Here is a 25,205-nt window from a genome sequence, read left to right as displayed (position 1 = left end):
GGTTCGTCGCATCGCAGGTAGTCCGGCCCGATTGTATCGACTGTAACGCTGGATGACTAACCGACCAAATTTGCAAAGCTCGCCCCTCAGTGCAGTTTCCCGCGGACGTCAAGGCTGCCAACAAACCGCGCGTCACGCTGCGAGGATCGCTCAAACCGTTGTCGCGGGGGGGGCCGAAGCGTCTGCGGACGAGGTTTTGCTCGGGCCGTCTTGCTTGCGGCCGCCTAAGACTTCACCGCACGCGCCGCCTCCAGCCAACCGGAGTCAATGGGATGCCCCACCGCGGCTGCGATTTCCAACTGGCGAGCCAGTGTTGCTGCGGGACAACGGCGAATCAGCGCCACCTGAGACACGGTGTACCCGTCGCGGAACAGCCGCCAAGTCCAATAAGCGTCCGCGGCTTCGTCCGCAGCGGGGGTCGACATAGCCGGATCGGTGCCGAGCGGTCCGGCCGAATCGAGCTCCAAAATCTCAGGGGGGCGGTGCTGCGGAGTCTCCCCGTGCCCCAGTTCCACGTTTTCGGATTCAAAAAGTTCGGTTTGAAAACACGAAGCGTCGAAATCGACGTTTTTATCTTGATTGCTCGCTTCCTTGGGGGCAACGTCCTTGTCCTTATCCTTGGGGGCAACGTTCTTGCTGCCATCCTTGTCGTGCAGGATCGGGTCATCCTCATGATTTCGCTGCCGATTCGCGGCATCGTCGCCGTCCGCCGCCTCCTGCTCGATCCATTGTGATGCCCGCGTGATAGCCGGTGTGCTGGCTGGCGACGGATCGGGGGTGGTCTGCGTGGCACAGGCATGCTCTGCGACCACCGACTCGATCAACTGGATGATGTCGTAACCAAATTGTTCGATCGTCGCGGGCCCCACTCCGGAAATCTTCTCGAGCTCGCTGGTCGATTCAGGAATCGAATCGAGGATGCGGTCAATCGTCGCGTTGCTCAGAATGCGATAAGCCGGAATCGCGAGCGCGGCGGAGGATTTTTGACGCCATCGTTTCAACCGATCCTTCAATTCGGACTTCAATTCGTCCGATGCCGATGGCGGTGCCGCATCTTCGGACGCTTCGGGATCGTCCAGAGTGGGGCTCGATTTTTCATGAACATCGGCGGCTTCGAGATTTTTCGCTGCTGCCGACAACCGTTTGACCAGCGGAAACTTGATCCCCAGCGTGTCATTGATCGGTTCTTTGGCGTGCATCACCAAACTGCCATAGTCGCTCAGATCGACGGTGGGACGGCGGTCATCGACTTCGCGTTGAACGAGCAGTCCGCGTTCGATCAACGCATCCATCACCGCCACCACTTCGGACTGTCTTAACGGCGACAACAAACCATACGTACTGAGCCGGTGCAGTTTCCACTGTTGCAACTTCTTGTTCTTCGAACCGCACAACATCTGGGCCACTAGATTTTTGCCAAACCGCGCATGCATGCGGAACACGCCACTGAGCACAACACGCACGCCTCGCACAAATCCATCGCGATCGACGCCAGCAAATGCTTTGGCAACCTCCGCCGGATCCACCGCCGCGTTGGCCCGCCGTCCCTCGGGATTACAGCGGTCACAATTGCCACAATTCTTGCTTTCGGGATCGCCAAAGTAATCCAAGATCACACGTTGGCGACAACCATTACTACGCGCAAATCCGATCACAGCATCCAGCTTTGCGTGCTCGGCTTGACGACGTCGTTCGAGTTCTTCGAAGTCGATCTCGAGCGAATCAAAGGGGATGTCGCGTTCAACGAGATGAACGGCACGTCCGCGGAATGGCGGCACGTAATCAAACCCTTTCAAACGCCGTAGCTCGCGGAGCGTACGGGCGAGTTGGTCACGATCGACGTTGGCGAGTTCAGTCAATCGTTTGACGGTCACATAGACATCTTCGCCGCGTTGTTTGCCAATCACTTTTTCGACGGCCATCATCACGCGGCGGCGAATTTTGGCCTCTCGCGGCAGAAAATCCAGCATCGTCGGCGCGTTACTATCGATGCGAACGATCGCATTATTTGCCGAACTATCCAACCGCTTCAGCACTCCCGCCTTGGCCAACAAGGTTTGCGAGGTGCCAATCGCTTCGCTGCCGTCTTTGACGTCAATCGCCGCACGAACTTGCTCAAGCGTTAACTCGATCGGGTCCTCTTCGCGAGACAGCAAAAATTCGTAAACCTTCGATACGGTTTCACGCGAAGGGTAGCGGTTTTCAATAAAGAATTCTTGGATATAGCGATCGTTGTAGGAAAACAACATCAAACAATCGCTGTCTTTTGCATCCCGCCCGGCACGCCCCGCCTCTTGGTAATACGCTTCCAATGTGCCCGGCATGTTGTAATGGATCACGTAGCGGATGTCGGATTTATCGATCCCCATGCCAAACGCATTGGTCGCCACGATCGCGGAAAGTTTTCCCGACATAAAGTCGTCTTGAATGCGTTGCCGCTGCATCGGTTCCAAACCCGCATGATAGGCTCCGATGGGACGTCGTGTTTTCTCTGGCAACCAACTCGCAATTTCCTCGCAACGTTTTCGTGTCGCGGCGTAGATGATCCCCGTACCTTCACATTGATTGACGTATTTGACAAGTTGCTCGTCCTTCTCGCGGTCTCCCTTGGAATGCTGCACGCTGAATCGCAGGTTGGTGCGGGCAAAACCGGTGACAAACGTTTTCGGTTCGCGTAGCCGCAACAAATCGATGATGTCTTGCCGTACCGCCGGAGTCGCGGTCGCGGTCAATGCAATCGTTTGCACATTCGCCAAATAACGATCTCGAAATCGTCCCAATCGCGAGTAGTCCGGACGAAAATCGTGCCCCCACTCGCTGACACAGTGGGCTTCATCGACCGCCAACAATGTCACCTCAGCGGTCGCGACCGCTTCGAGAAAACGGGTATTGCGAAGTCGCTCCGGCGCCACATACACCAAGTCCAACTCGCCTCGCGACATCTGCTGCATCACATCAACCTGCTCGGACATGCTGAGCGTGCTGTTGAGCAGTTTGGCATTGATGTTCAACGACTTCAGCGTATCCACCTGGTCCTTCATCAACGCGATCAGCGGGGACACAACAATCGTCGTTCCGGGGCGGCCTAGACTTGGCAATTGATAACACAGACTTTTACCACCCCCGGTGGGCATCACGCACATCACGTCGTGCCCCTGGGCGACCGCGTCAACGACATCGCGTTGACCAGGACGAAATTGGGTTAAACCAAACCGAGCGAGCAACACGGTCGGATCGACGTTTTTGCCCGACACGTGGTTACCGGACGAAACGGATCGTGAGATTGCGGGTCCGGGCATGGCACTCAAGAAAAGAACGGGGGATACTCATCGTCGGCTTGATTATAGGGTAGCATCGGCACTTCATCGAGAACGCCCAAAGCCGTTTGCACACGTTCCGCCTTTTTAACATCAGGCACCCTTTTTACCTGCCAGGATTGTCAAAATGGATAGCGAATCCTCCTATGTTTGCGATTCTTGCGGCGAAGAAATTGTCATTCCGTTGGACCCTTCGTCCGGAACCCGACAAGAATACGTCGAAGATTGCCCGGTCTGTTGCAACCCCAACGTGATTCACGTCGATTGGCTCGAGGATGAAGCCCGCGTCTGGGCCGAACCCGAACAGGATCATTTTTAGGACTTTTTTCAATGCGATTGTCGACCTCGTTTCTTCCTTCTACCAATCCGATCGACGAAACGACCGATATCGCTGTCGTGATCGATATCTTGCGTGCTACGACCGTGATGACCGTCGCGATCGCCAATGGTGCGAAAGAGATTATGACGACCTGCGATGTGCAAACCGCACGCGAAATGGCAGACGCGATCACCCCGAGGCCGCTGCTGTGCGGAGAACGCAGCTGTGTGCCCATCGAAGGCTTTGACTGCGGAAATTCGCCCGCCGAATACTCGCCCGCCCGCGTCGCCGGCCGCCATCTCGTCGTCACCACCACCAACGGCACCAAGGCGATTGGAGCCGCTTCGCTAGCAAAACAGGTTTTGCTGGGCAGCTTTTTAAATCGACAGGCTGTGGCGGAATCCTTGGATCCCAATACAAGCGTTGCTTTGGTCTGTGCCGGTACCGATGGTTTCGTGACGCTCGAGGACGTTCTGTTCGCCGGAGCGATCGTCAGCCATTTTCAATCGCAATTCGACCAACACCAGCTTCCCACGCTGGAACTGAATGACGAATCGCAAATCGCCAGCGAAATGTGGCTATCCTGGTTTGCCCCTGCCATGGGGGAACCCTCTCGGACACATGCTGCCGCGTTGGCCGCAAGGTTGTCACAATCACGAGGGGGCAAAAATTTGGTCCGAGCGGGCTATGAAGCCGATTTGCTGCGATGCGCTGAAATGGATTCGGTTTCCGTGGTGCCTCGCCGAATCGCGATTCGAGCGGGTGCGAGCATTTTCGGTCGCTAACCAAAGGGGACGCAGGTCAAAGAGGTTGCGAAGCCAAGCCGACGCGATTCGCGTTTGCGAGTGCGGGGGAGGACAACTTGACCGCCCAGGCGGTTTTCTGCTAATTCCCAACGAGTCAAAGGGACCTTCTCGAGCAGACCCTTTCCAACGATCCGGTGAGAAACGACAACGCGTCCCCCACGCATCCCAACCCAGCAAACGGTCCTGAGTCAAAGGTGGCTGAAAAAAAAGCAGTTCCAACCGACGCGAACCAATCGACGGTGAGTCGTGACAAGATCACCACTTCGCTGATGGTGCTTGCTGCCGCGATCGCCGTTTTGGGGTTTGGCACCGTTTTCTCGGTCTGGTTCGGCAACGGTCCACCCGATGCGATTGAAACGTTAAAAATCGCCTCACGGGAATACATTGCTGGCAATGCCATCATTGCTGGCCGACTTGCTCAATCGGTGGATCTCGGGGAAGACTTGCCCGAGGACGACTCAAGCGGAAAAGCGGCCAACGGCGATAACGAAAACGAAGATCCGCTTGCCGAGTGGCGAAAACTGCGTCAATTCTTGATCAGTGCGGGCGAGGTGGTACGGGCTCGCGGGACCGACGAGATTCGTGAGCGCCGCGAAATCTTGATCGCCGCGATCCCCGATTTTAAAGCGGCCGTAGAAAAAGGCTTGCCGGTGGGCCGCGAGGTCGACGGCAAACGACTACTTGCCGAAGCCTATTTCTCGTTGGGCGAATTCGACCGTGCAGCGACCCTATTCGAAGAACTGATCACTTTGGACCCGACGCTGCGGCGGGAACTCTTGCCGCTTTTGGCTGAAACGCTGCTTCGCACCCGCGAGCCCAAACCCGAGATCGCACTCAACACGATCGAAGCCATCCTGGTCGACAAAACGCTCCGCCCGGAGCAGCGTTTCGAAGCCAACTTGATCCAGATCGATGCCTTGACGCGATTGGGACGGTACGTCGAGGCCGAGGCGGCGATCGAGCGAGGAAGACAAGCGATCGCCGCAGCCGATGTCACCAAACAAGCCTCGTATATCGGCTTCCAACATCGCTTCAAATTGGCACAAGGCGTGGTGCAAATCCGCAAGGCGATCGGGCGTTTCGGTAAACAACCCGTCAACCCAGCGGATAGCCGTGAAGAAGTCATCGCCGCTTTGGCTCCGACCATGATGGCGCTCTTGGATCTGCAGCGTGAAGCTTCGCCACGGATCGCATCCGAGGCGAGGATCTGGGCGGGACGAGCCTATCAATGCCAAGGCATGCCAAATCAAGCTCTATCGCAGTGGAGTGCCACCCGCCAACAGCGACCGTTTGGCGGCGCTGCGATCATCAGCGGGCTCGAAGAGATCGAACAGCTCGCGGCGCTTGGACTTGGTGTCGAACTCGTCCAAACGATTCGTTACATGATGCGTGAGATGGGTGATCTACGAGGTTTTGACCCAACAATGGTTTCGCTGGTCGAATTTCGTCGCCGATTGATCGCCGCCCTTGAAAAATTGCGTGATCAATCCGCTTACCAAGAAACGATTGACGTGGCCCGCAGTTTGCCGCCGATTTTTACACGTTCGGCAGCATTGATGCAGGAAGGGATTGCCTTTCGCGAGTGGGCTGCCAGCACGTTGCGTGCAGGGACCCAGCTGAACGGTGAGGTTTCGTCGGCGGCCGCCTCACTTGCGCGCCGACGCTTTCGCCAAGCCGGCGATGCGTTTACCCAGGCTGCCGAGCTTGATTTCGACACAACCCGTTACATCAAAACCCAGTGGGCAGCAATCGATTCGTATCAACAAGGCCGTCATTTTGAACGGAGCATTCGTTTGCTGCGATCCTACCTTCGCTACGAGGAACGACAACGCCAACCCCGTGGATTGATCGCGATGGGACGTGCGTTGTTGGCCGAGAGCGAACCTGTTGGTGCGATCGAATCGCTGGAAACGGTGATTATTGAATATCCACGCGACCCGCTTCGCTACGATGCACGACTGCTGATGGCGCTGGCGTATTCGGAAACCGGCGATATTGAAAAAGCACGTGCCTATCTGATCGACAATCTGCAAGACGGTGAATTGACACCACAAAGTCCCGCGTGGCGTGATTCGCTGTTCACCCTGGCCGAAATTCTTTATCAAAAAAGTTACAAGAATCACCTTCTCGCAGAACACGCCGATCCACCCGAGCGAGCGAAATTGCTGCAAGAAAACCAACCGATTCTCGACGCCGCAATTCGCCGATTGGATGAAGCCGTGTTGCGTTATCAGCCCGCACCGCGTGCCGACACCGCCGCCTATCTGGCAGCACGTTCACATATTCTGGCGGCACAATGGCCACGACTCGAAGCCCAATCGACCGATATTCTCGATGCGGCTCGTCGCGCCATGCGAACCAAGGTCGAAACCGAATTGAATGCAGCCTTGGCCGGGTTTCGAGATTTGAAAGAGCGGATTTTGCGCCGCGAAGAAGAACAGAAATTGACCAACGATGCTCAATCCCTGCTGCGAAATTGCATGATGGCCGAAGCCGATACACTCAAGGAAATGGGGCAGCTCGAAGAAGCCGCTACCGCGTACCGCACCGTTTCGCTGCGGTACATGAACCAACCGCCTGCTCTGGAGGCGATTCTTGGCCAAGCACGCTGCGTCCGCGAACTTGGACGTCGACGCGAAGCCGACCTGCTGATCCGGCAAGCCAGCGTGGTGCTGAAACAGATTCCCCCAAAATTGGACGGCGAGTTTAAACGAACCACCCGCTACGACCGCACGGGTTGGGAAAAGATGATCGCTTGGATGACCGCAGGTATGCGTGATCCCGGCGGTGGCGTGTAGAGTCTCACCTGTGGAACGACCCGATATCCGTCCTTCTCGAATTTGATCCAGTCCCCCCCATCCATTGATCCCGAGCGTCGATACGATGAACAGTGATGAACTTACCAGCCTGGTCCAACAACGTCACGCCGCAGCGCTCGCTTTGGTCGAACTTGGGCACGCCCAATTAGCGGCGGTGCAAGCCGGCCGCATGAACGAACTGATGCAACTGCTATCCCAGAAACAACAACCGCTGAGCACCCTCAGTGAACTTTCGAAACGACTGCATGCCGCCATCGGGGACGATCCTGAAACGCGGCAATGGGCCTCCGGGGAAATGCGGAGCGAATGCCAAGCGCAGCATGAAGCAACCGAAACAATGCTGTTAGATCTGATGAAAATCGAAAGTGATTGCGAGCAACAGTTGACGAAAAACCGCGGCGCGATCGAGGAACAAATCCGCCGCAGTGACGGTGCCAAACAAGCCAATCGAAGCTATGCACAATCGACTCAAGCGGCGGCGACCTGCGGCGGCTCTCTTGATTTGTCGAGCCAGTAACGAGCGACGCTTGGGCCAACACGATGCAGCATTTCGAGTCGGCAAATGATGGCATTTGCGTCGTGTCGTTTTGCTCGCCCGAGTGTGGATGGTGGCCGCGTGAATGCAAGTCACCACCGTCTCGGGCAAAGGCCGCTACCAGAAAATGCTTCACCGCGTGCGTTACAGGGCTCAGGTGCGATACAGGGCTCAGGTGCGTTACAGGGCTCAGGTGCGGGAATAGCAGCAAATCTTCGCAATCGCTCAAGCGACACAGCCCGCCACTGAATTGCGTCGCGATTTCTCTGTCGTGCGAGCTTTCCCCGCCGAGCGAAAGCGATCGGGATTCCATTTAAATTTCGGATATCGCTCTTCCGCAGCGCGCAGCGGCGAGTAACCGTAGTACTTGGCAAACAACCAACTGCCGCCGGACCGCAGAAAGTGATGCTCCCTCAACTGATACCAGTCTTTGGGGGTGCGATATCCAAGTTCCTTGCCCAGCCACTGCAGATACTCTTTTCGATTCTTGCTGTCTTCCCAAAAACCGCTTGGAGTGTAATGGAACAGCCACGGTTTCCACTGAAAACTTGGCAAATATTCACTGACCATGCGATAGATTGACCCCCCACACATGGTCAACAGCGTGGTACCGTAGTTTTCTCGGATGTCGTGCACCGTAACGCCATACCATAATTCAGGCGTGCGAATTTTGAGTTTAAAGCCCAGCCAATCCATGTAACGACTACGGTTTTCAGCGGAGTTCCAAAACCCCTGTGGCACGGTCTCGAACCTCCATTCATCCAATTGCATCAGCGGTTTGAATTCATGCAGCGCCGCAGCGACGCTGCAACCGTAGTAATTGTTCAGCAGCCCTAAACCGCCGTGACGGGTAAAGTCATTCTTGGTCACACGATACCAGTCTTCCTTGCGATGAATTCCCAGTTGCTTTTCAAGCCATAACATGAACTCTCGGCGATTTTCAGGTTTTTGCCAATACCCGTTCGCAGCGCGAGAAAACAACCACGAATGCCACTTGCGTTTTGGCATGAACTCGCGGACCGCATTCTGTGGCGAATCACTGTAGTGGGATGCCAACAACCCACCGCCATAATTCTGTTTGAAATGCTTCTGCTGAATTCCATACCAATCATCCGGCTTCGCATACCCGAGCTGCTCTCCGAGCCAATGCATGTAGGCTAGACGGTTCTCAGCAAGGTCCCAGAAACCGTGCGGTACACGCCCCAACATCCAAGGCTGGCTCTTGCTTTTTCGCATTAAGTTTGACTCCTGTTCGCAGTCAGTTCGTCGCGCCCCGTAAACCGATGACGCGGCGTCCCTACGGATAGAGACGCAGGAAGCAAAAGCCGTTGAGCGTGAAAACGCCTTCGTGCTTAAGCTTTGGGAAATCACCAAGAAAATGATGCCTCCCTGCCTTATCCACACTGCTGCCGATTGATGAGTTTAGAATCCGAACTGAAAAGCCCCTTGGGGGGATCCGGAATCGCCGCGTTAGCCGACCCGACCGGGGGGATTGTAATAAATCTCTCCGTAGATTGCAAATAAGAAAGCCTTTCGTCCCGTTCTCTTTCACATAAGTATGCAAAAGATGGATGTTTTGGATGGCACAGGGCGTATCTCGACTCATCACCGTCTAAAAATCTGCCTGGAAATCTCGCAATCGAACCCGAGAGGCGACAAAGGATGCGTGCACCTTTGACCACCAAAAAAACCACAGCATTCGCAAACACGAATGCTGTGGTTCGGTTGTGTCTACGCTTGGCCCGTTGAGTTCGAAATTTCAACCGTCCCCGGGGAATGGTCGCCAACTCGGTGGATTGCAATTCATTCGCTCGATTTTGATTCACTTGCGACCGATTCACTTGCGACCGGCGCGACCGCAGCGGCAGCATCGAGGTGCGTCGCGGCAGCTTGCGAAGCCGACACTTCCGATGGGAGCTCAGACCCGTTGAGTTGCACGTTGCCAACAGCCGGCAACACGACGGACTTTTTGCTTGCGAAGCCACGTAACACGACGTAAAACACGGGCGTCAAAAACAGACCAAAGACAGTCACGCCCAACATGCCACTAAATACGGCGGTTCCCAAAACGCGTCGCATTTCGAATCCAGCTCCCGTGGCGACCAACAAGGGAATGACTCCCAAGATAAACGAAAACGCCGTCATCAAAATCGGACGCAACCGCAATCGACACGCGTCGATCGCGGCTTGAAATCGATCCTTACCTGCATCTTCTTCGGCCTTGGCGAATTCCACAATCAGAATCGCGTTCTTGCACGCCAATCCGACCAGCACAATAAAACCGATTTGGGTCAAAATGTTGTTTTCCATCCCTCGGAACCAGACACCGAGAATCGCAAATAGCAAACACAATGGCACGATCAAAATGATGGCCAGCGGCAAAAGCCAACTTTCGTATTGCGCCGCCAGCGCCAGGAACACAAACAACACCGCAAGCGGGAACAGGAACATGATCGTGTTTCCGGCCTGACGCTCCTGGAACGCCAGTTCGGTCCACTCAAAACCAAACCCCGGAGGAAGATTGGTTGCCGCCAGATCCTCCATCGCTGTCAGCGATTGACCGGTACTGAATCCGGGGACCGTGCTGCCGTTGATGTCCGCCGCCGGATACAGATTGTATCGCACCAAACGATCGGGACCGGCAATTTGCTTTAGTTCCACGATCGAACCGAGCGAAACCGAGGCGCCGCGAGCACTGCGAGTCCGCAAACGCAAAATGTCACTCGGCTCATCTCGAAACTCGGGTTCGGCCTGCGCGGTAACGCGATAGGTACGACCAAGAAAATTGAAATCGTTGACGTACAGCGACCCCAAATAGACCTGCAATGCTTCGAACACGTTGTTCACCGGCACGTCGAGCATTTCCGACTTGTCGCGATCCACGTCGGTAAAAATCTGCGGCACATTGATTCGCAAATTCGAAAAGGCCTGCGTGATTCCGGGTTGCTCATTGGCCTGCGCGACCATCGTTTCAATCACTTGGTTCAACACCTCGGTGCCGGCACCTCGGCGGTCTTGCACATACATTTTGAATCCGCCACCGCGACCGATTCCACGAACCGGCGGCGGCGGGATCACAAAGACCTGAGCCTCGTTGATACCCGAAACTTTCTCTCGCAAATCGGCGATGATCGCATCGATCCCGCGACCGCGTGCCGCTCGCTCCTTGGCATCCTCTAACGGCAGGAACGTCACGGCGGCATTGGGGCTGATCGTAAAGGTCGCCCCTGAGAGCCCTGCGATTCCAACCGCGTGGGCCACCCCATCAATGCTGCCGCCAAGCGTGGCGACCTGACGAGTCACTTCGTCGGTCCGGGCCAACGACGCGCCGTCGGGCAAACGAATACTGACGATCAGATAGCCTTGGTCCTGTTGAGGAATGAAGCCTTTGGGAACCATTCCGAAGCTGTACCACGTACAGACCAGCAAGCCGGCATACAGCAGCAGCGACACCGCTGTCATCCGTACAATACGTGCGACGATCCCGGCGTAGATATTGCTGGTCACATCAAAAAAGCGGTTAAAGAGTCGAAAGAACCAACCAAACAGAACGTCGCCCACTTTCGAGATGCCGTGTTTCTCCGTTCCTTTGGGTTTCAACAATAACGCACACAACGCGGGGCTGAGCGTCAGCGAAACGAAGGTAGAAAAGGCAGTCGAGATCGCGATCGTGAGCGCAAACTGCTGGTAAAACTGGCCACTGATACTTGGGACAAAAATGGTCGGAACAAAAACGGCGATCAACACCAACGTCGTCGCGATCAACGCCGAGCCGACTTCGTCCATCGCTTTGTGCGTTGCTTGGCGAGGCGACAATCCTTCGGCAATCAGACGTTCGACGTTTTCCACTACGACAATCGCATCGTCCACGACAATGCCGATCGCCAACACCAACCCAAACAACGACAACGTATTGAGTGTGACGCCGAGACTCTGCATCGCGGCAAATGTGCCGATCAATGAAATGGGAATCGCGATGACGGGAATGATCGTCGGACGCCATCCATGCAAGAACAGAAACACCGTTAACACCACAAACACGGTCGTGATAAACAGCGTATTGAAAACTTCCGAGATTGATTCTTCGACAAAATCGGTTGGGTTGTAGGCGATCTCGTAGCCAATGCCTTGTGGGAAATCAGCGGCAATTTCCTGCATCGTCTGCTTCACTTCCTCGGCGGTATCGACCGCGTTGGTTCCTGGTCTTTGGTAAACCAGCACCGCGATCGCCGGTTGACCGTCCAGATAACTGAGCCGCGAATAGTCCTGCGCGCCCAATTCAATTCGCGCCACATCACTCAACCGGGTGACGCGTCCGTCGCTACCGCGTTTAACGATAATGTTGCCAAATTCGTCCGTTCCTTGCAGCCGTCCCTGGGTCGTCACATTCAACTGAAACGCCCCCGTTTGATCGATCGGTGGCTGGCCAATCACTCCGGCAGCAACCTGTACGTTTTGTTGACGGATCGCCTGGATCACATCCCCGGCGGTCAGATCGACGTGGGTCATCTTTTCGATGTCCAACCAGATCCGCATCGCGTATTCATTACCACCGGCAATCCGAATATCGCCGACGCCATCAAGACGCATCAACGCATCACGAACATTCAAGAACGCGTAGTTGCTGATATAAAGCTGATCGCGACTATCGTCAGGCGAGATCAGATGCACCACCATCAACATGTCCGGGATCAGTTTTGTGGTGGTCACCCCAATCTGACGCACTTGTTCAGGCAAACGAGACTCGGCGATCGCGACACGGTTCTGGACCAACACCTGAGCATCGTCAAGATCCGTGCCCAGTTTGAACGTTACCGTCAACTGCATCGTGCCGTCGGCACTCGAGGACGACTCCATATAGAGCATGTCGTCGACGCCGTTCATCTCTTGTTCGATCGGGGTCGCGACCGTATCTGCGATGACGTCGGGCGTTGCTCCAGGAAAGCTAGCACGCACAACGATCTGCGGCGGAGCCACCGGCGGATATTGTGAAACGGGCAGCGAGAAATAGGTGATGCCGCCCACCAGTACAATCACAAAGGAAAGTACGGTGGCGAAAATCGGCCGCTCAATAAAGAAATGGGGGAATTTCATCGTGCTTCTCCCGTAGGCTGCGGCGGCGAGTCCAAACCGATCGTCGCGTTGGCCTGGATCAAGCCGGATACCGGCTCAGGATCAGGTACCCGCGACATCCACTTCTCCGGTGGCAACGGTTGGTAGTCGTCTGGTAACCCGTCCTCGACAACTTCGATCGAGCCCTGTTTGACCTGAACTGTCATCTTGGGCCGCGACTGTAACAATCCTTGAATGACCAAAGTTTCACTTCCGCCCAATCCCTCGCGCACGACACGAAGCCCATCGATCATCGGACCAAGCTTGACGCTGCGTCGTTGGATCACATTGTCCACTACGATATAGACGTATTGCGACGATTGGTCGGTGCCGATTGCCGAATCAGGCACCAGCACCCCTTGGTGTGCGGCACTGCCAGGAATCCGAATCCGCGCGAACATTCCGGGCAACAGCACTCGGTCATGATTGGGAATCACGCCGCGTGCCCGCATGCTGGCGGTGTCGACATCGAAATGGTTGTCGACAAAGTCCATGTGCCCCTCGTGAGGAAATCCAGACTCGTCCACCAAGCCGAGGAACACCGGATTCTTTACTTCCCGAGAACTCTTGCGTTCGCCGATTTGGGCCAACCGAATGTACTTCAAGACGTCTTGTTCGTTGACATCAAACGTACAGTAGATGGGGTCGACCGAGGTGATCGTGGTCAATAGAGTGGACGTCGCGGTACCACCGCTGACCAAGTTGCCTTCGGTCACATATTGGCGGCTGATTCGTCCGCTAACCGGAGCACGAATTTGGGTGTAATCCAAGTTCAACCTTGCGGTTTCGACGCCTGCCTGGGCCGATTCGATCGCCGCCTCGGCGGTCGCAATCGCCGCTTCCGCCGAACTGATTCCCGCCTTGCTGGCTTCCAAGTCGGCTTCGGCCTGCAAAAACTCGGCAGAACGCTGATCGAGTTCTTCGATCGAAACCGCGTTCTGGGCTTCGAGTGTCCGCGCTCGCTCGATTCGAGTCTTCGCTAACTGCAATCCCGCTTCGGATTGATGATGTTTTGCTCTCGCGTTCTCGAGACCCGCGTTGGCCTGTTTTAACTGCGACTCGGCTTGGTTCAATGCGGCGATCGCCCCATTGAGCTCCGCTTCGAAAGGACGGGGGTCGATCACGAACAGCAGATCCTCGGCGTCGACAATCTGGCCTTCGTCAAAATGAATCGACTTCAAATAACCGCTGACACGTGCACGGATTTCGACGAAATCCACGGCCTCTAATCGTCCGGTGTACGCGTCCCATTCGACGATCTTCTTGGTCACCGGTTTGGCAACGGTGACCGTCGGCGGAGGCATTTCGGGGGGGCCGGAATTCGTTTCATTGCAGCCTAGCAGAGCACTACCAAACAGCAGTGCCATGCCAAGACCGAAGTGGGCGGGCAGCAGTCCAGGGCGGGGCAGGGGATCTCGGACTGTCATAGCGGGTGGGATGTTCAAGTTCACTTGTCTCATTGTTTTTCGCCGATCGACAGGACCAGACTAGGAAAGTTCGATTCCCAATCTCAGCAGCGGATCGACGTTGATTCATAAACGAACCGGCTCTGTGCGAACCATTGATTCCAAAACCATAATTACGATACAGCTCGATGCAACGGGATGGACGCTCCCCCCCGCCATCGGCAACAGATCCAACCGCTGGCATCGGATCTCTATTCACACTCGTTTGCAACGCTTGCCCCCCGCACCGCAAGATACATCCGAACAACACCGTTCGGCAGGATAGGCAACCCAAGAAGGGAATTGCGGGGCAGGACACCACCTACGGCATTGACAATGGAGTGCGAAACGGTCAAACCGTTCCTTTGTCACCGGCATGCGTCTCACGCACTGCCCACAGTGGTAGGTAATGTTCGACCCCAGCACGAATCCGCCACGCCCCGAAAGAATATGCAGATCAGGCGTAAATGGCGATGCAGCGGCCTTCGCGCGACGGCCATGCCATGTTGGCTGGCGTGGCATTTGGATGCCGCCACATCATGTGTCGACCGTCACTTCCCAATCGCTGGGACCGTATTCACCCATCAGCCTGATTGCTGTGCGATGCCTCTGGCATTGCCGGGATCGTGATCCGATAAGCTGCGACACGCAACAGCAACAAGCACCATCGCACGACGAGCGACGCGCGGAGCACTTGGTGGTTCGATGTCGCGTCTCTTCAGTCTGGTGACGTCTACCGACGTGATTCTGCAATCGTTGCCCGGGCACCTTGAATCGATATTAGCGTCTATCCGTGGAGATTAGCGTTCAGCGCAGACAAAGCAGGGGGAACACTCATTGGAACCCATCGACACTAACAGGAACCAAAAACGCTGAAAGCACTTGATCCTGAGCCGAAGGCGGCTCAGCGGGCATGCATTGCTAAGTGCCGTCTTTCGGGTGCTCCCCTGCATCGTTAAAGAACATGTTGAATTCATCGTCATCTCGCATCAAAGCTGTGAAACCGTCCCGATTCAGCGACAGGTTGTCCAGATTTCGCTGGAGTTGCTTTATGCGTGTTTTGCCACCTTCAGACGAAACGAGAAAGATCACACCGTTTTCGAGTTGGAAGAATTGGTCGTCAATTTTCACCGCCCCTTGGCCGTCGAGCGGGATTTCAAAACTGAAAGTGACGTTGCCGAGATGGCCTTCACCGGTGACGCCGTCAGGTCCACCGCTGTACCTGCCACCCGCGCCGCCCGCACCATCCACGTCGGTCCAAACGACGAGTCGTTTACCAGCAAAGTAAATCGAGCCGTAATCGATGCCGCGCTGGCCGTCCACCGGGCCGCTTGCCGTGATGCATCCGGACGGGCCACCAAGATCAACGCCCGACACCTTGGGCGCGTTGTCGCAGCCGACGAGTAGAAGCATGAGAGAGATTGCTGCAATCGAGAATCGGATCATCATCTCGTAAGGCACCTAACGGCTTTATTTACGACTCGGTGTCGTACTTCATCAAGGGAGAGACTCCACGCTGGAGACTCGTTTTGAATTACCCTGATTTTGATCCTTTTTTTGTTGGCGAGGTACAGTTCGTTGCTGCAAATTCGTTCGGTTTGTGGAATGGGTTTCCGGTGGCCCTCCGTGCGAAGTTGCAGCCAGTTTGTTTGCGATCACGACGGTCTTTTTCTGAGCTTGCCAGTTGCAACCGCCGGCAACGGTGTACTCCTGTGGCGAATGTTGAGAGAGTCTCGAATACCAGCCGGTGATTTGCACTTGTAACATTTTAAAAAATTCCGCGGTGGCAAACCGCTCCTGCGGTTCTCGCGTGAGCTAGCGGAGTGCGTCGTTCCACTGCTCCTCAGGCGGAATCGATAGTGCGACAAATCCTGGTCGCTCGATCGTTGCGGGGATGCCGGTGCTCTGACCCTTGGGATAGTAACTCATCATCTTAATCTTACTCACTTCTGAGCAAACTTCGCTGGATCGGGAGACAGGCGGGGAAGATGAGGATTAAGCGTTTGATTAAGGAGCGACTTGTGTTTGGCTCAATGACTGCAAGCGGCTTGGAAAGCCGAGCGACATTGGACTGAACCTGGAACTTCAGGAGAAATCGCTTTTGCAAGCAATTGGTGGTGGCAACAGCGAGACTCGCCGCTTGGGCGGTATTTGCGTGGAAGTGCGAGCAGAGAGGGACACGAGAGGGAAATCCGCCTTGCGTCGACCGCTGCGAATGCGTTATCAGCCAATTGCAACGCACTTTCCACTCACCCCAAAATCGAAACATTGGGAGCGTATCATGTCACATCTTTGGATCGACCCGAACAGCTGTGAATCTTTAGCGATTCTTGTCGAATCTGTGGCATCTGTCCTGTTGACGCAAAATCCGGCCCCGATTTGCTTGGAAGTCGACATTGACTCGTCCATCAAACTGCCCGCCAATCCGAACCAAACAGTCGACCTGATCCGCAGCATGGTGATCCAAGCGGTTGCGGAAATGACCGAGGGTGGCGAGTTGACCATTACCGCCGTCGATGCCCCCGGTGGCTTGGAACTGGAAGTCGCCGATACCGGCCGCGCAGTCGAGCTCCGCGAAACACGCATTCCGTTTGCGGTTGCCGCAGTGGGTGCCCGCATTCACTGGCAAAATTGTCCTCAAGGGGGTGCGGCGGCGACGGTCGTGTTCCGTCCTCAACAGGGAGCTGCCCGCATCGCAGCGTAAACCATGCTTGGCATTTTCAAATCCACGACGATTCCTGCACTCGAGCAATCGCTGACGTTCTCCGAGCGGCGACACGAATTGCTGGCCGGCAATATCGCCAACCTCGATACGCCTGGTTACCGATCACGCGACCTGGATGAGTCGGAGTTTCAAAATGCGTTGGCGGAATCGATCCAGGACGCCCGGCGCACTCGCCCCACCGACTCGATCGGTGCGGTCACCCGCGACGACCTTTACGCAGGTCCGCGTGCGGCATCCGAGCAAGTTGTTTTCCACGACGGTAGCGACGTATCACTGGAAGGACAAATCACCGAAATCGCCAAGAACCAACACCTACACGGACTCGCGATCACGACGATGCGAAGCCAGTTTTCGCTGTTGCGAGCCGCGATCACCGAACGGGCTTAGGTCGCCAACCTACGCTCGACTATTTAACCCCTGTACTCACAAAGGATCCCGAGCATCATGATACGATCCATCGACATCAGCACGTCGGCCTTGGTCGCACAGCGAACTCGACTCAATGCGATCTCGGGAAACATCGCCAACATGTCGTCACTGACCGACGAAAACGGCGAAGCCAATCCTTATCGCGCTCGCGAAGTGGTATTTCAAACCGACGATTCGCTGACCACGTCGGGCGCATCCGGCGTCAAGGTTGCTGAGATCAAAACGAGCGAGGCGGATCATCGCTATCGCTATCAACCCAATCACCCGCTGGCCATCAAAGAGGGCGAGTGGAAAGGCTATGTGGCTTATCCCAACATCGACATGACCACGCAGATGGTGGACGCGATGGAAACCACACGTGCCTATGAAGCCAACGTCGGCGTGATGGAGATTTCCAAGAACCTAAGCCGCGAGACATTGACGATCCTCGCCTAACCGATCGCTCAAACGTTTGCGTCCGTAACGCCAAATCATGAAACCGATTTCGACCATCGCACCGCCGCCACGCCCGGCCAACCCATTTTCGACGAGTCCCTCGTCGAAGACCTCGGGTGCTGCGAATGCGCCGACATCGGGAATCGATTCGTTCGCCAAGCTGTTGTCCAACCAAGTCAACAATGTCAACTCGATGCAAAACAACGCCGATGGCATGGTCCATTCGTTGTTAACAGGCGGGGATGTGAACGAAGCCGAAGTATTAACGGCGGTCCAAAAAGCCGATCTCGCCTTTCGTATGCTGCTGCAAGTTCGCAACAAATTAATGGAAGCCTATCGCGAAGTTCAACAGATCCAGATTTAAACACCCCGGCATCCTCCGCCGGACCACTTCTCCGACCACCCGACCCCTTATTTTCATTCGACTCGCTCGTAGACCATGAACCTTTTCACACAGTCCGCTGAACAGATACGCGAAACATTCAAAGCGATGCCGATGCAATCGCGAATGATCACGCTGCTGTTGGTCGCTGCGATCGCGATCGGATTGGGATTCCTGGTTCGCGGCAGTAGCACGACGAATCACGAAGTTCTGTTCGGCGGCCGTGTGCTCGGCGAACAAGAGCTTGACTCGGTGGAATTGGCATTCAGTGCCGCAGGGCTCAACGACTGGGAACGCGAAGGGCGTCGAATTCGCATCCCCAAGGCCGAGCGTGCCGCCTATTTGGCGGCGTTAACCGAATCAGCAAGCCTGCCCATTTCGCTTCGCAGCAATGTTCAGTCGGCGATCGAAAGCAACAGTGCGTTTGACTCGAGCGAACAACGCAATTCACGAGAAATGCACGCCAAAGAACAAGACTTGGGCAGCAAAATCGCGGCCTTCATGGACGTCAAATGGGCCAGTGTCGAGTATGACCGGGGCGAGCGATTCGGGCTCAGCCGTTCGCGGCCGCAATCGGCCAGCGTGGTGGTGGCTCCCGAAGGCACCGATCCGCTGCCGCGACAACGCATCCAAATGATCAAAGATCTGATTCGCGGTTCGTTCGCTGGCATGACCAGCGACGATGTGGTCGTGATCGACACCAATTCGTCCGGCGTCACCGATTTCAACGACGACAGCGACCCGTTGGCGAACAAGCGGCGTGAAGAGGAAGCTCGATACGAACAGAAAGTACGCAAACAGCTCGGCGGTTACGGGCCAGATGTCCGGATCGCGGTGTATGCCGAGATCGATCCGACGATGGATGTCCAAAAAACCGTCCTGAAATATGATGCCGAGCGAACCACGTTGACCGATCGCTCGAAAAAGGTCGACTCGCAAAGCAACCGGCCTCTGAACCAAGGAGTGCCGGGAACGGTTCCCAACGCGATCGGCAACCGTGCCGCCAGCATCGAAGAGAATGCTCAGACGACCAAATTAAAAGAAGATGAACGCGAGAGCAGCGGAGTGGCAGGTCAACAATACGAAAATTCGCGAGTTGCCTCGTTGCAAGTCAAACGCGTCCGTGTGTCGATCAGTCTTCCACAAAGCTACTACCAACACGTGTGGGCCCAGAACAACCTGCGAGACAATCCCGATCTGAAGCCATCGGATATCCCTCCGATGCGAACCGCTGACCTCGAAAAATTACGTTTGGATGTGAAGAGCAACATTCAAAAAGCGGTCACGCCGCTGTTGCCCGAGGTCAATGCTGGAGAAAGCAAAATTGAGTTGGTCGAAGTGACCGATTATCTAAATCTGCCAGAACCCGAGATGCCCGAACCGGAAACGGCCAAGATCGCGATGACTTGGCTCGCCCAATCATGGCAGACGATCGCTTTGATTGTATTGGCCGTGGTCGCGCTGATGGTCGCACGCGGTGCAATCCGCGGTTCTGGAGACGGGGTGCCCAAAGATTTCGCCGAAGGGTTCGGACTCGAATTGCCGACGCCGCCCGCGGAAGAGGAAATCGAAGAAAAACGAGTCGAGGCCATGGAAATCACCGGCGGGACGCTCAAGGATGAATTGGCCAGCATTGTCGAAGACAACCCCGAAGTGGCTGCCAACGTGATCCGAAACTGGGTCGGTGCGGCATAACGTAGAATAGACTTCCAGTCTGTTAACAGCACAGGCAACGTTCGGCCATCATCAGGATGGAACAAAAGTCTTGACGACTTCCGCTACGACTAAGCCTACATCCGCCCAAAAGAGACTCTTGATGACAGGCTGGAAGGACCATCCCACGATCGAATCCGCTCTTTCATGCATTGCGCACTTTGCTTACAAGTAGATTCAGTGTGAAGGATCACGCCAAACCCGACGGAGAAATGGATTCACCTCGGAGCCTCTTGCAGGGCGTTTTGCAAAGGAGTGCACGCAATGAATGCTGCTCATCAAACAGGAGCGAACCGAGAAGCCTCGCTGCGACGCGTTGCAATCGTATTGAGTAGCTTGCCAAGCCCGGTCGCGGCAAAGCTGTTGAATCGTTTTGACGATGCAATGAAAAAATCGTTGCGGCGAACCATGACCTCGCTTTCGGACGTCGATCCGCTTGAGCGTCAGCGGGCACTGCAAGCGTTCAAAGGGTCGTTAGAGTCTCAGCAGCACCGTCCCGCACGCACCAATAACGCAGGACAAGACGAGATTCAGCTGCGGGCAAACTCCATCGACCCCAACTCATCGGCCGGAAGCTCGGTGATGAAGCAGGATCACGATAACGTCGCCCACCGCTCGCCTGAGTCGATGCCCCACACCCATACCGCGCTCTCGTTTCTGGGCGATACCGAAGACGAGGTGCTGGTCACAGTGATTGATGGCGAACACCCGCAAGCCGTCGCATTGGTACTGGCATCGATCTCGCCCGCTCAAGCAGCCAGGATCCTGCCGCAACTCGATGCTACGGTTCAGAAAGATGCCTTGAGCCGGATCGGACGACTCAATGATGTTCCCGAAGAGGCGGTCCAAGAACTTGCCTCTCATTTGCGGAATCGCGTCCAGCAGAGTCTCAGCACGAAACAAAAACGGGCTTCGCAATCCACCGGGCAACGTGCGCTCAACGCGATCCTGGCCGCCATGCCCCAGCCAAAATCAGAGACAAGTCCACTGCCCAATCCGGTCTCCGAGACGCGGGCCCCCATCGCAATCAATCGCATCGCCGACGTCGCGGAATCGAATTCCGCGAACGCTGAAATCCATTCGCTTCGCATCGCCCCGCAAACCAAGACCTCCTCAACAGACGATCGGGTGGCGGCTCGAGCGAAGCCTCGCAAATCGCAAACCACGACTCTCTCGACCGATTCGATTCATCAACATTTGATCTCGCTGACGCCGCTTGACTTGTGCCAAGCACTTGGGCAAGTCGGCACGCGGCAAGCGATGTTGACTTTATGTGGACTTCCCAACGTGACGGCCGAGGCCGCTCTTCGCGTTTTGCCCAAAGCGTATGCGAAACAGGTTCGCAGTCAAATGAACACGCTTGGTTCGCTTGAATTACGCGAGATTGATGAAGCGAAATCGGCAGTCGCGACCGCGTCGATGAAGTTGAATGCCGCCGCAGCACCGGAACCGACCACCGCGATGGCGGCGTAGACTCGACACGTCGCAAACGAATCCCAGGAACCTTGTCATGGCCATTGTTTTAAAATCAGAACGACCGTCGGACCCCACAAATGCCGCACGCAGCGTTACCGGTTTGGCAGGCTTCAACTTGGACGACCTCGCCGACGCCGGACGCAGCCGTATCGACGAATGTCGTAAACAAGTCGCCGCGATGCTGGATCAAGCTAAGAAAGATGCGGAACTGATTCGCAAACAAGCACACGAACAGGGATATCAGGACGGGTTGGCCAAGGGTGCAATCGATTCCGAGAAAAAGATCAAAGCACAAGCCGAAACTCTGGCGGCCGACTCGCTGAAAATCATCCATAACGCAGTCGAGCATTTGCATCGAATCCACGAAGATTGGATGCAGCAATACGCGGACTCGTTGACGTCGATCGCGATCGCGGCCGCCGAAAAAGTGATCCGCCGCCAACTCGCAGGCGACGAAACGATCCTGGTCCGCTGGGCCGAAGAGGCACTGCGAAGCACACGCTCGGCAACTCGATTGATCTTGGCCGTCCATCCCGAAACGTTGGTGAATCTTGGCCAAGTCTTTGACGAACTGCTGGCGTCCCCTGATTTGCCTGAACAAACGATGGTGGAACCTGATGAAACCATCGCTCTGGACGCGGTTGTCGTACGTCAACCGGGCGGCGAGATCCGCGCGGGACTCGACCAGCAGTTGCTGCGATTACAGGAGTTGTTGGTATGAGTGCGGCAACGTTTAAATACAAAATCAACCCGCCCAAGATTCACCAAGCGGAAACCGCGTCGCGAATCATCCGCGAAGCGATGACCAATCACATCACCGGACGGATTGCAGCGGTGCGCGGTGACGCGATCGAATTGGAAGGGATGACGGCGCCGATCGGTGCAATCTGCGAAGTTTGCCCCGATTCGCCAAACAGTCGACTCGCGCGGGTGATTGGATTCCAAGGTGTGCGACCGATTATCGCGGCGTTGGAAACAATGGCTCCGATCGCTGCCGGTGACAAAGTGCGACTGGTCGGTGGGTCGATGAATTTGCGCGCCGGTGCCTCGTTGTGTGGACGGGTGATCGACGCGCTGGGACGTCCAATCGACGGAAAACCGCTTCCGGATGACTTGGAACCCGTCGACAGCACACGGATGGCTCCGGAATCACTCGATCGCCCGCCGATCGACACGCCGCTACAAACCGGGGTGCGTGCGATCGACAGCATGTTGACGTGCGGCAACGGTCAACGATTAGGTATTTTCGCGGGCTCGGGTGTCGGCAAAAGTACATTGCTGGGCATGTTGGCGCGGGGATCAAGCGCGGATCGTATTGTGATTTGCATGGTCGGCGAGCGAGGTCGTGAGGTCCAAGAATTTATTCAGCGAAGCTTGGGCGAAGCGGGACTGCGGCGAAGCGTCGTGGTCGTCGCCACCAGCGATCGACCGGCGGCACAACGAATCGCGGCCACGTGGACCGCGACGGCGATCGCGGAATCGTTTCGCGACGAAGGCAAAAATGTCCTGTTGCTGATGGACTCGGTCACTCGATTGGCAATGGCCCAACGTGAACTCGGACTCGCCTCGGGCGAACCGCCCACGACACGCGGTTATCCCCCCAGCGTCTTCAATCTGTTGCCGCAAGTGGTTGAAAGGGCAGGGCGGACCACGCTCGGATCGATCACGGCGTTTTACACCGTGTTGGTCGAAGGCGACGACAACAATGAACCGATCGCCGATACGCTGCGTGGACTGCTCGATGGCCACATCGTGCTCAGCCGCGATCTGGCGGCGCAAGCCCAATGGCCTCCGATCGATGTGCTGCAGAGTCTGAGCCGATTGCAAAGCCACCTCGTTTCTCCGTCCACACTCAATGCGGCCAGCGAAGTACGACGCTACTTGAGCGACTACAAGAAGAACGCCGACTTGATTTCGATCGGAGCTTATCGCAACGGAAGCGACCCGAATGTCGACCGGGCAATTTCGATGCGTGAACCCCTAAAACGATTCCTCTCGCAAGACGCAAAAGAGATTGCCCCGATGGAGCAATCGCTCGCGGTACTCGAAGGATTGATCGCCGCACAAGCACCCACCACACCACCGGCTGCCGCGTCACCCCAGCCCCCAAAACCAAACACGCAGCCCGCAGCGGTGCCGCCAGCGCGGTAGAAGCAGCAGGGTAGTGGATCTTGCTAAAAATCCTGCCACCCCCATGACACAGCGAGCTTTAACTAGCCCCACGACATTAGATCCCACATGAAGTATGAATTTCGCTTTGAATCGATTCTCGACCTTCGTCAACGTGAACGTGACGAAATGGGGGGACTCGTGGGCGAAGCGAACTTGGCGATCGCCAAGATCGATCAGCAGATCCAAGAGCTCGAACAAGAACGACAAACCCTGCGAAACGAGAACGCTCAATCACGACTCGGCGACGTTGCCGTCGATCGCTTGCTCGCCCGTGGTCGCTTTGATTTACAACTGCAAGCCGATATTCATGGATTGGTCCAAACCCGGGCAAAGCTAGAACAAGAACTGCAACGGCGACAGCAAAAACTTCGAGATGCGGAAACCGAAGTCAAAAAGTTCCAACGCATGAAAGAGCTTGACCACAACCAATACCAACAAGAAATGAATCGCCGCGAACAAATGGAAATCGACGAAATGAACAATCGCCGGTTCGCCATCGCTAGCCGAAAATTACGAGACACTCACCTCAGCTAGCCGCAACTCAAATTTCGAAATGCAATCAATGAGCCATGATCAATAAACTCACCTACGCCTTCACCGCCTTTTGTATCGGTACAGTGCTGACCCAAATGATCTTGTTTGGTTACTTCGTGACGCAAGGCTCGATCAACCGTGACACGATGACCCAAGTGATTGCGTTACTTAATGGCATCGATATCTCTGGAAATCGGCTGCAACAGATCTTGGCTCAAAGCGAAGACCGCGAACAACCTGATTTTGAAGAGATTTTGCAAGCAAGGAAAATGGAAAGCTTGGAAATGGATATGAGGTTGCGAAGCCAGGATCAGTACCGTGATGAGCTGAGTCAGATGGAAGCAAACCTGCGAGAAAAAACAAAATTTTTCGATGAACGTCGCGAAGCTTTCAATGACAAGCTTGCGAAGATGGAGAAGGGAGCGAAGGACAAAGGATTGCTAGAAGTGCAAAAAACGCTGCAATCACTCGATGCAGTGCAAGCAAAGGAGCAACTTTTGAGAATCTATGACGATGAAAGAGTTGATGAGGTCGTCAATATTGTTCAAGCCATGCCCATCGATAAACGAAAAGATATATTGGCGGAGTTTGTTCAGCCATCCGAAGCAGACAAACTCGCCGAGATCCTACGCCGCATCGGCGAAGGGTATCCAACCACGTCCCTGATTAGTCAGGCAGGCGGCGAGTAGCGTTTTGCTAGCGATCTCTCTAGCGGCGCCGATTCGCTACTAGGGGAGGCCTCGAAGATGAGCGAGTCGCAAACAACATCCAGCACCGCTGGCGTACGAACTCCCACGCAAAATCGCTTGCGATCGCTTGGCACTCAACTGCAATCGGTTGATCCCTCCAGCGGCATCATCGATGCCTTTGCTGACGTCTTTGCCCAAATCGCTGCGATCGAGTCGCCACAGACCGCCAAAAGCCTTCCGGCGGCCTCGGAATCATCTTCGCCGCCTGAATCGTCCTCGCAAAACGAAGCGAGCGAG

The 25,205-nt window shown here is 55.6% G+C and carries 20 protein-coding genes; 15 read left to right on the top strand and 5 right to left on the bottom strand.

The genetic code is table 11. From position 1 onward, the window contains the following. Positions 1–224: 224 nt before the first annotated feature. Positions 225–3,299, bottom strand: coding sequence for a RecQ family ATP-dependent DNA helicase (locus ABX962_RS02810; protein WP_372716408.1), 3,075 nt, complete (start codon positions 3,297–3,299; stop codon positions 225–227). A 145-nt stretch (positions 3,300–3,444) separates the two neighbouring features. Here ABX962_RS02810 and ABX962_RS02805 point away from each other — a divergent pair, with 145 nt between their 5' ends. From ABX962_RS02805 to ABX962_RS02790, 4 genes are all read left to right on the top strand, one after another. Beyond that, positions 3,445–3,636: a CPXCG motif-containing cysteine-rich protein gene (locus ABX962_RS02805; RefSeq protein ID WP_008699114.1), complete on the top strand. Its 192-nt coding sequence runs from the start codon at positions 3,445–3,447 to the stop codon at positions 3,634–3,636. A gap of 11 nt (positions 3,637–3,647) precedes the next feature. Continuing rightward, a complete protein-coding gene (locus ABX962_RS02800) occupies positions 3,648–4,421 on the top strand; it encodes a 2-phosphosulfolactate phosphatase (protein WP_372716406.1) in 774 nt (257 codons plus the stop codon). Positions 4,422–4,636: 215 nt separating this feature from the next. Next, complete coding sequence (locus ABX962_RS02795) at positions 4,637–7,240, top strand: tetratricopeptide repeat protein (protein ID WP_372716404.1); 2,604 nt, start codon at positions 4,637–4,639, stop codon at positions 7,238–7,240. 85 nt (positions 7,241–7,325) lie between these two features. Then, on the top strand, positions 7,326–7,778 hold the full coding sequence (locus ABX962_RS02790; protein ID WP_372716402.1) for a hypothetical protein: 453 nt from the start codon (positions 7,326–7,328) through the stop codon (positions 7,776–7,778). A gap of 243 nt (positions 7,779–8,021) precedes the next feature. Here ABX962_RS02790 and ABX962_RS02785 read toward each other — a convergent pair whose 3' ends face one another. The 4 genes from ABX962_RS02785 to ABX962_RS02770 all read right to left on the bottom strand — a co-directional run bounded on the left by ABX962_RS02785 (position 8,022) and on the right by ABX962_RS02770 (position 15,802). Beyond that, positions 8,022–9,032 carry a hypothetical protein gene (locus tag ABX962_RS02785; protein ID WP_372716400.1) on the bottom strand — a complete coding sequence of 337 codons (1,011 nt, stop codon included), beginning with the start codon at positions 9,030–9,032 and terminating at the stop codon, positions 8,022–8,024. Positions 9,033–9,599: 567 nt separating this feature from the next. Then, positions 9,600–12,890 (bottom strand): efflux RND transporter permease subunit, encoded by a 3,291-nt coding sequence (locus tag ABX962_RS02780; protein ID WP_372716398.1) that lies wholly within the window; start codon positions 12,888–12,890, stop codon positions 9,600–9,602. After that, complete coding sequence (locus tag ABX962_RS02775; protein WP_372716396.1) at positions 12,887–14,335, bottom strand: efflux RND transporter periplasmic adaptor subunit; 1,449 nt, start codon at positions 14,333–14,335, stop codon at positions 12,887–12,889. Before ABX962_RS02775 ends, ABX962_RS02780 begins: the two co-directional genes overlap by 4 nt. A 939-nt stretch (positions 14,336–15,274) precedes the next feature. Further along, the gene (locus tag ABX962_RS02770; protein WP_372716394.1) at positions 15,275–15,802 is read right to left on the bottom strand and encodes a hypothetical protein; all 528 of its coding nucleotides are present in this window, start codon (positions 15,800–15,802) and stop codon (positions 15,275–15,277) included. Positions 15,803–16,634: 832 nt separating this feature from the next. On the opposite strand from ABX962_RS02770, the gene ABX962_RS02765 reads away from it, so the two are divergent. The 11 genes from ABX962_RS02765 to ABX962_RS02715 form a co-directional block, all read left to right on the top strand. After that, positions 16,635–17,057 carry an ATPase gene (locus tag ABX962_RS02765; protein ID WP_372716392.1) on the top strand — a complete coding sequence of 141 codons (423 nt, stop codon included), beginning with the start codon at positions 16,635–16,637 and terminating at the stop codon, positions 17,055–17,057. A 3-nt stretch (positions 17,058–17,060) separates the two neighbouring features. After that, the gene (locus tag ABX962_RS02760; protein WP_372716390.1) at positions 17,061–17,465 is read left to right on the top strand and encodes a flagellar basal body rod protein FlgB; all 405 of its coding nucleotides are present in this window, start codon (positions 17,061–17,063) and stop codon (positions 17,463–17,465) included. A gap of 57 nt (positions 17,466–17,522) precedes the next feature. After that, positions 17,523–17,942: a flagellar basal body rod protein FlgC gene (gene flgC / locus ABX962_RS02755; protein WP_040764355.1), complete on the top strand. Its 420-nt coding sequence runs from the start codon at positions 17,523–17,525 to the stop codon at positions 17,940–17,942. 37 nt (positions 17,943–17,979) lie between these two features. After that, positions 17,980–18,306, top strand: a complete 327-nt coding sequence (gene fliE / locus ABX962_RS02750) for a flagellar hook-basal body complex protein FliE (RefSeq protein ID WP_372716388.1) — start codon at positions 17,980–17,982, stop codon at positions 18,304–18,306. A gap of 75 nt (positions 18,307–18,381) precedes the next feature. Further along, on the top strand, positions 18,382–20,019 hold the full coding sequence (locus ABX962_RS02745; RefSeq protein WP_372716386.1) for a beta-cystathionase: 1,638 nt from the start codon (positions 18,382–18,384) through the stop codon (positions 20,017–20,019). A gap of 282 nt (positions 20,020–20,301) precedes the next feature. Continuing rightward, positions 20,302–21,510, top strand: coding sequence for a FliG C-terminal domain-containing protein (locus tag ABX962_RS02740; protein ID WP_372716385.1), 1,209 nt, complete (start codon positions 20,302–20,304; stop codon positions 21,508–21,510). Positions 21,511–21,547: 37 nt separating this feature from the next. Further along, positions 21,548–22,234, top strand: coding sequence for a FliH/SctL family protein (locus ABX962_RS02735; protein WP_372716383.1), 687 nt, complete (start codon positions 21,548–21,550; stop codon positions 22,232–22,234). Continuing rightward, the gene (locus tag ABX962_RS02730; RefSeq protein ID WP_372716381.1) at positions 22,231–23,664 is read left to right on the top strand and encodes a FliI/YscN family ATPase; all 1,434 of its coding nucleotides are present in this window, start codon (positions 22,231–22,233) and stop codon (positions 23,662–23,664) included. The genes ABX962_RS02735 and ABX962_RS02730 overlap by 4 nt, the downstream gene beginning before the upstream one ends. Positions 23,665–23,751: 87 nt before the next feature. Next, positions 23,752–24,219, top strand: coding sequence for a flagellar export protein FliJ (fliJ, locus tag ABX962_RS02725; protein WP_372716379.1), 468 nt, complete (start codon positions 23,752–23,754; stop codon positions 24,217–24,219). Between the two features lie 35 nt (positions 24,220–24,254). Continuing rightward, positions 24,255–24,908, top strand: a complete 654-nt coding sequence (locus ABX962_RS02720; RefSeq protein ID WP_372716377.1) for a hypothetical protein — start codon at positions 24,255–24,257, stop codon at positions 24,906–24,908. Positions 24,909–24,965: 57 nt separating this feature from the next. Next, the coding region (locus ABX962_RS02715) for a hypothetical protein (RefSeq protein WP_372716376.1) at positions 24,966–25,205 on the top strand (240 nt) is incomplete at its 3' end.

Origin of the sequence: Novipirellula sp. (genome assembly GCF_041583735.1) — a bacterium.
GTDB lineage: Bacteria > Planctomycetota > Planctomycetia > Pirellulales > Pirellulaceae > Novipirellula.
Note: the sequence above shows the minus strand (reverse complement) of the source record. Positions and strands in the feature narration are given on the sequence as shown.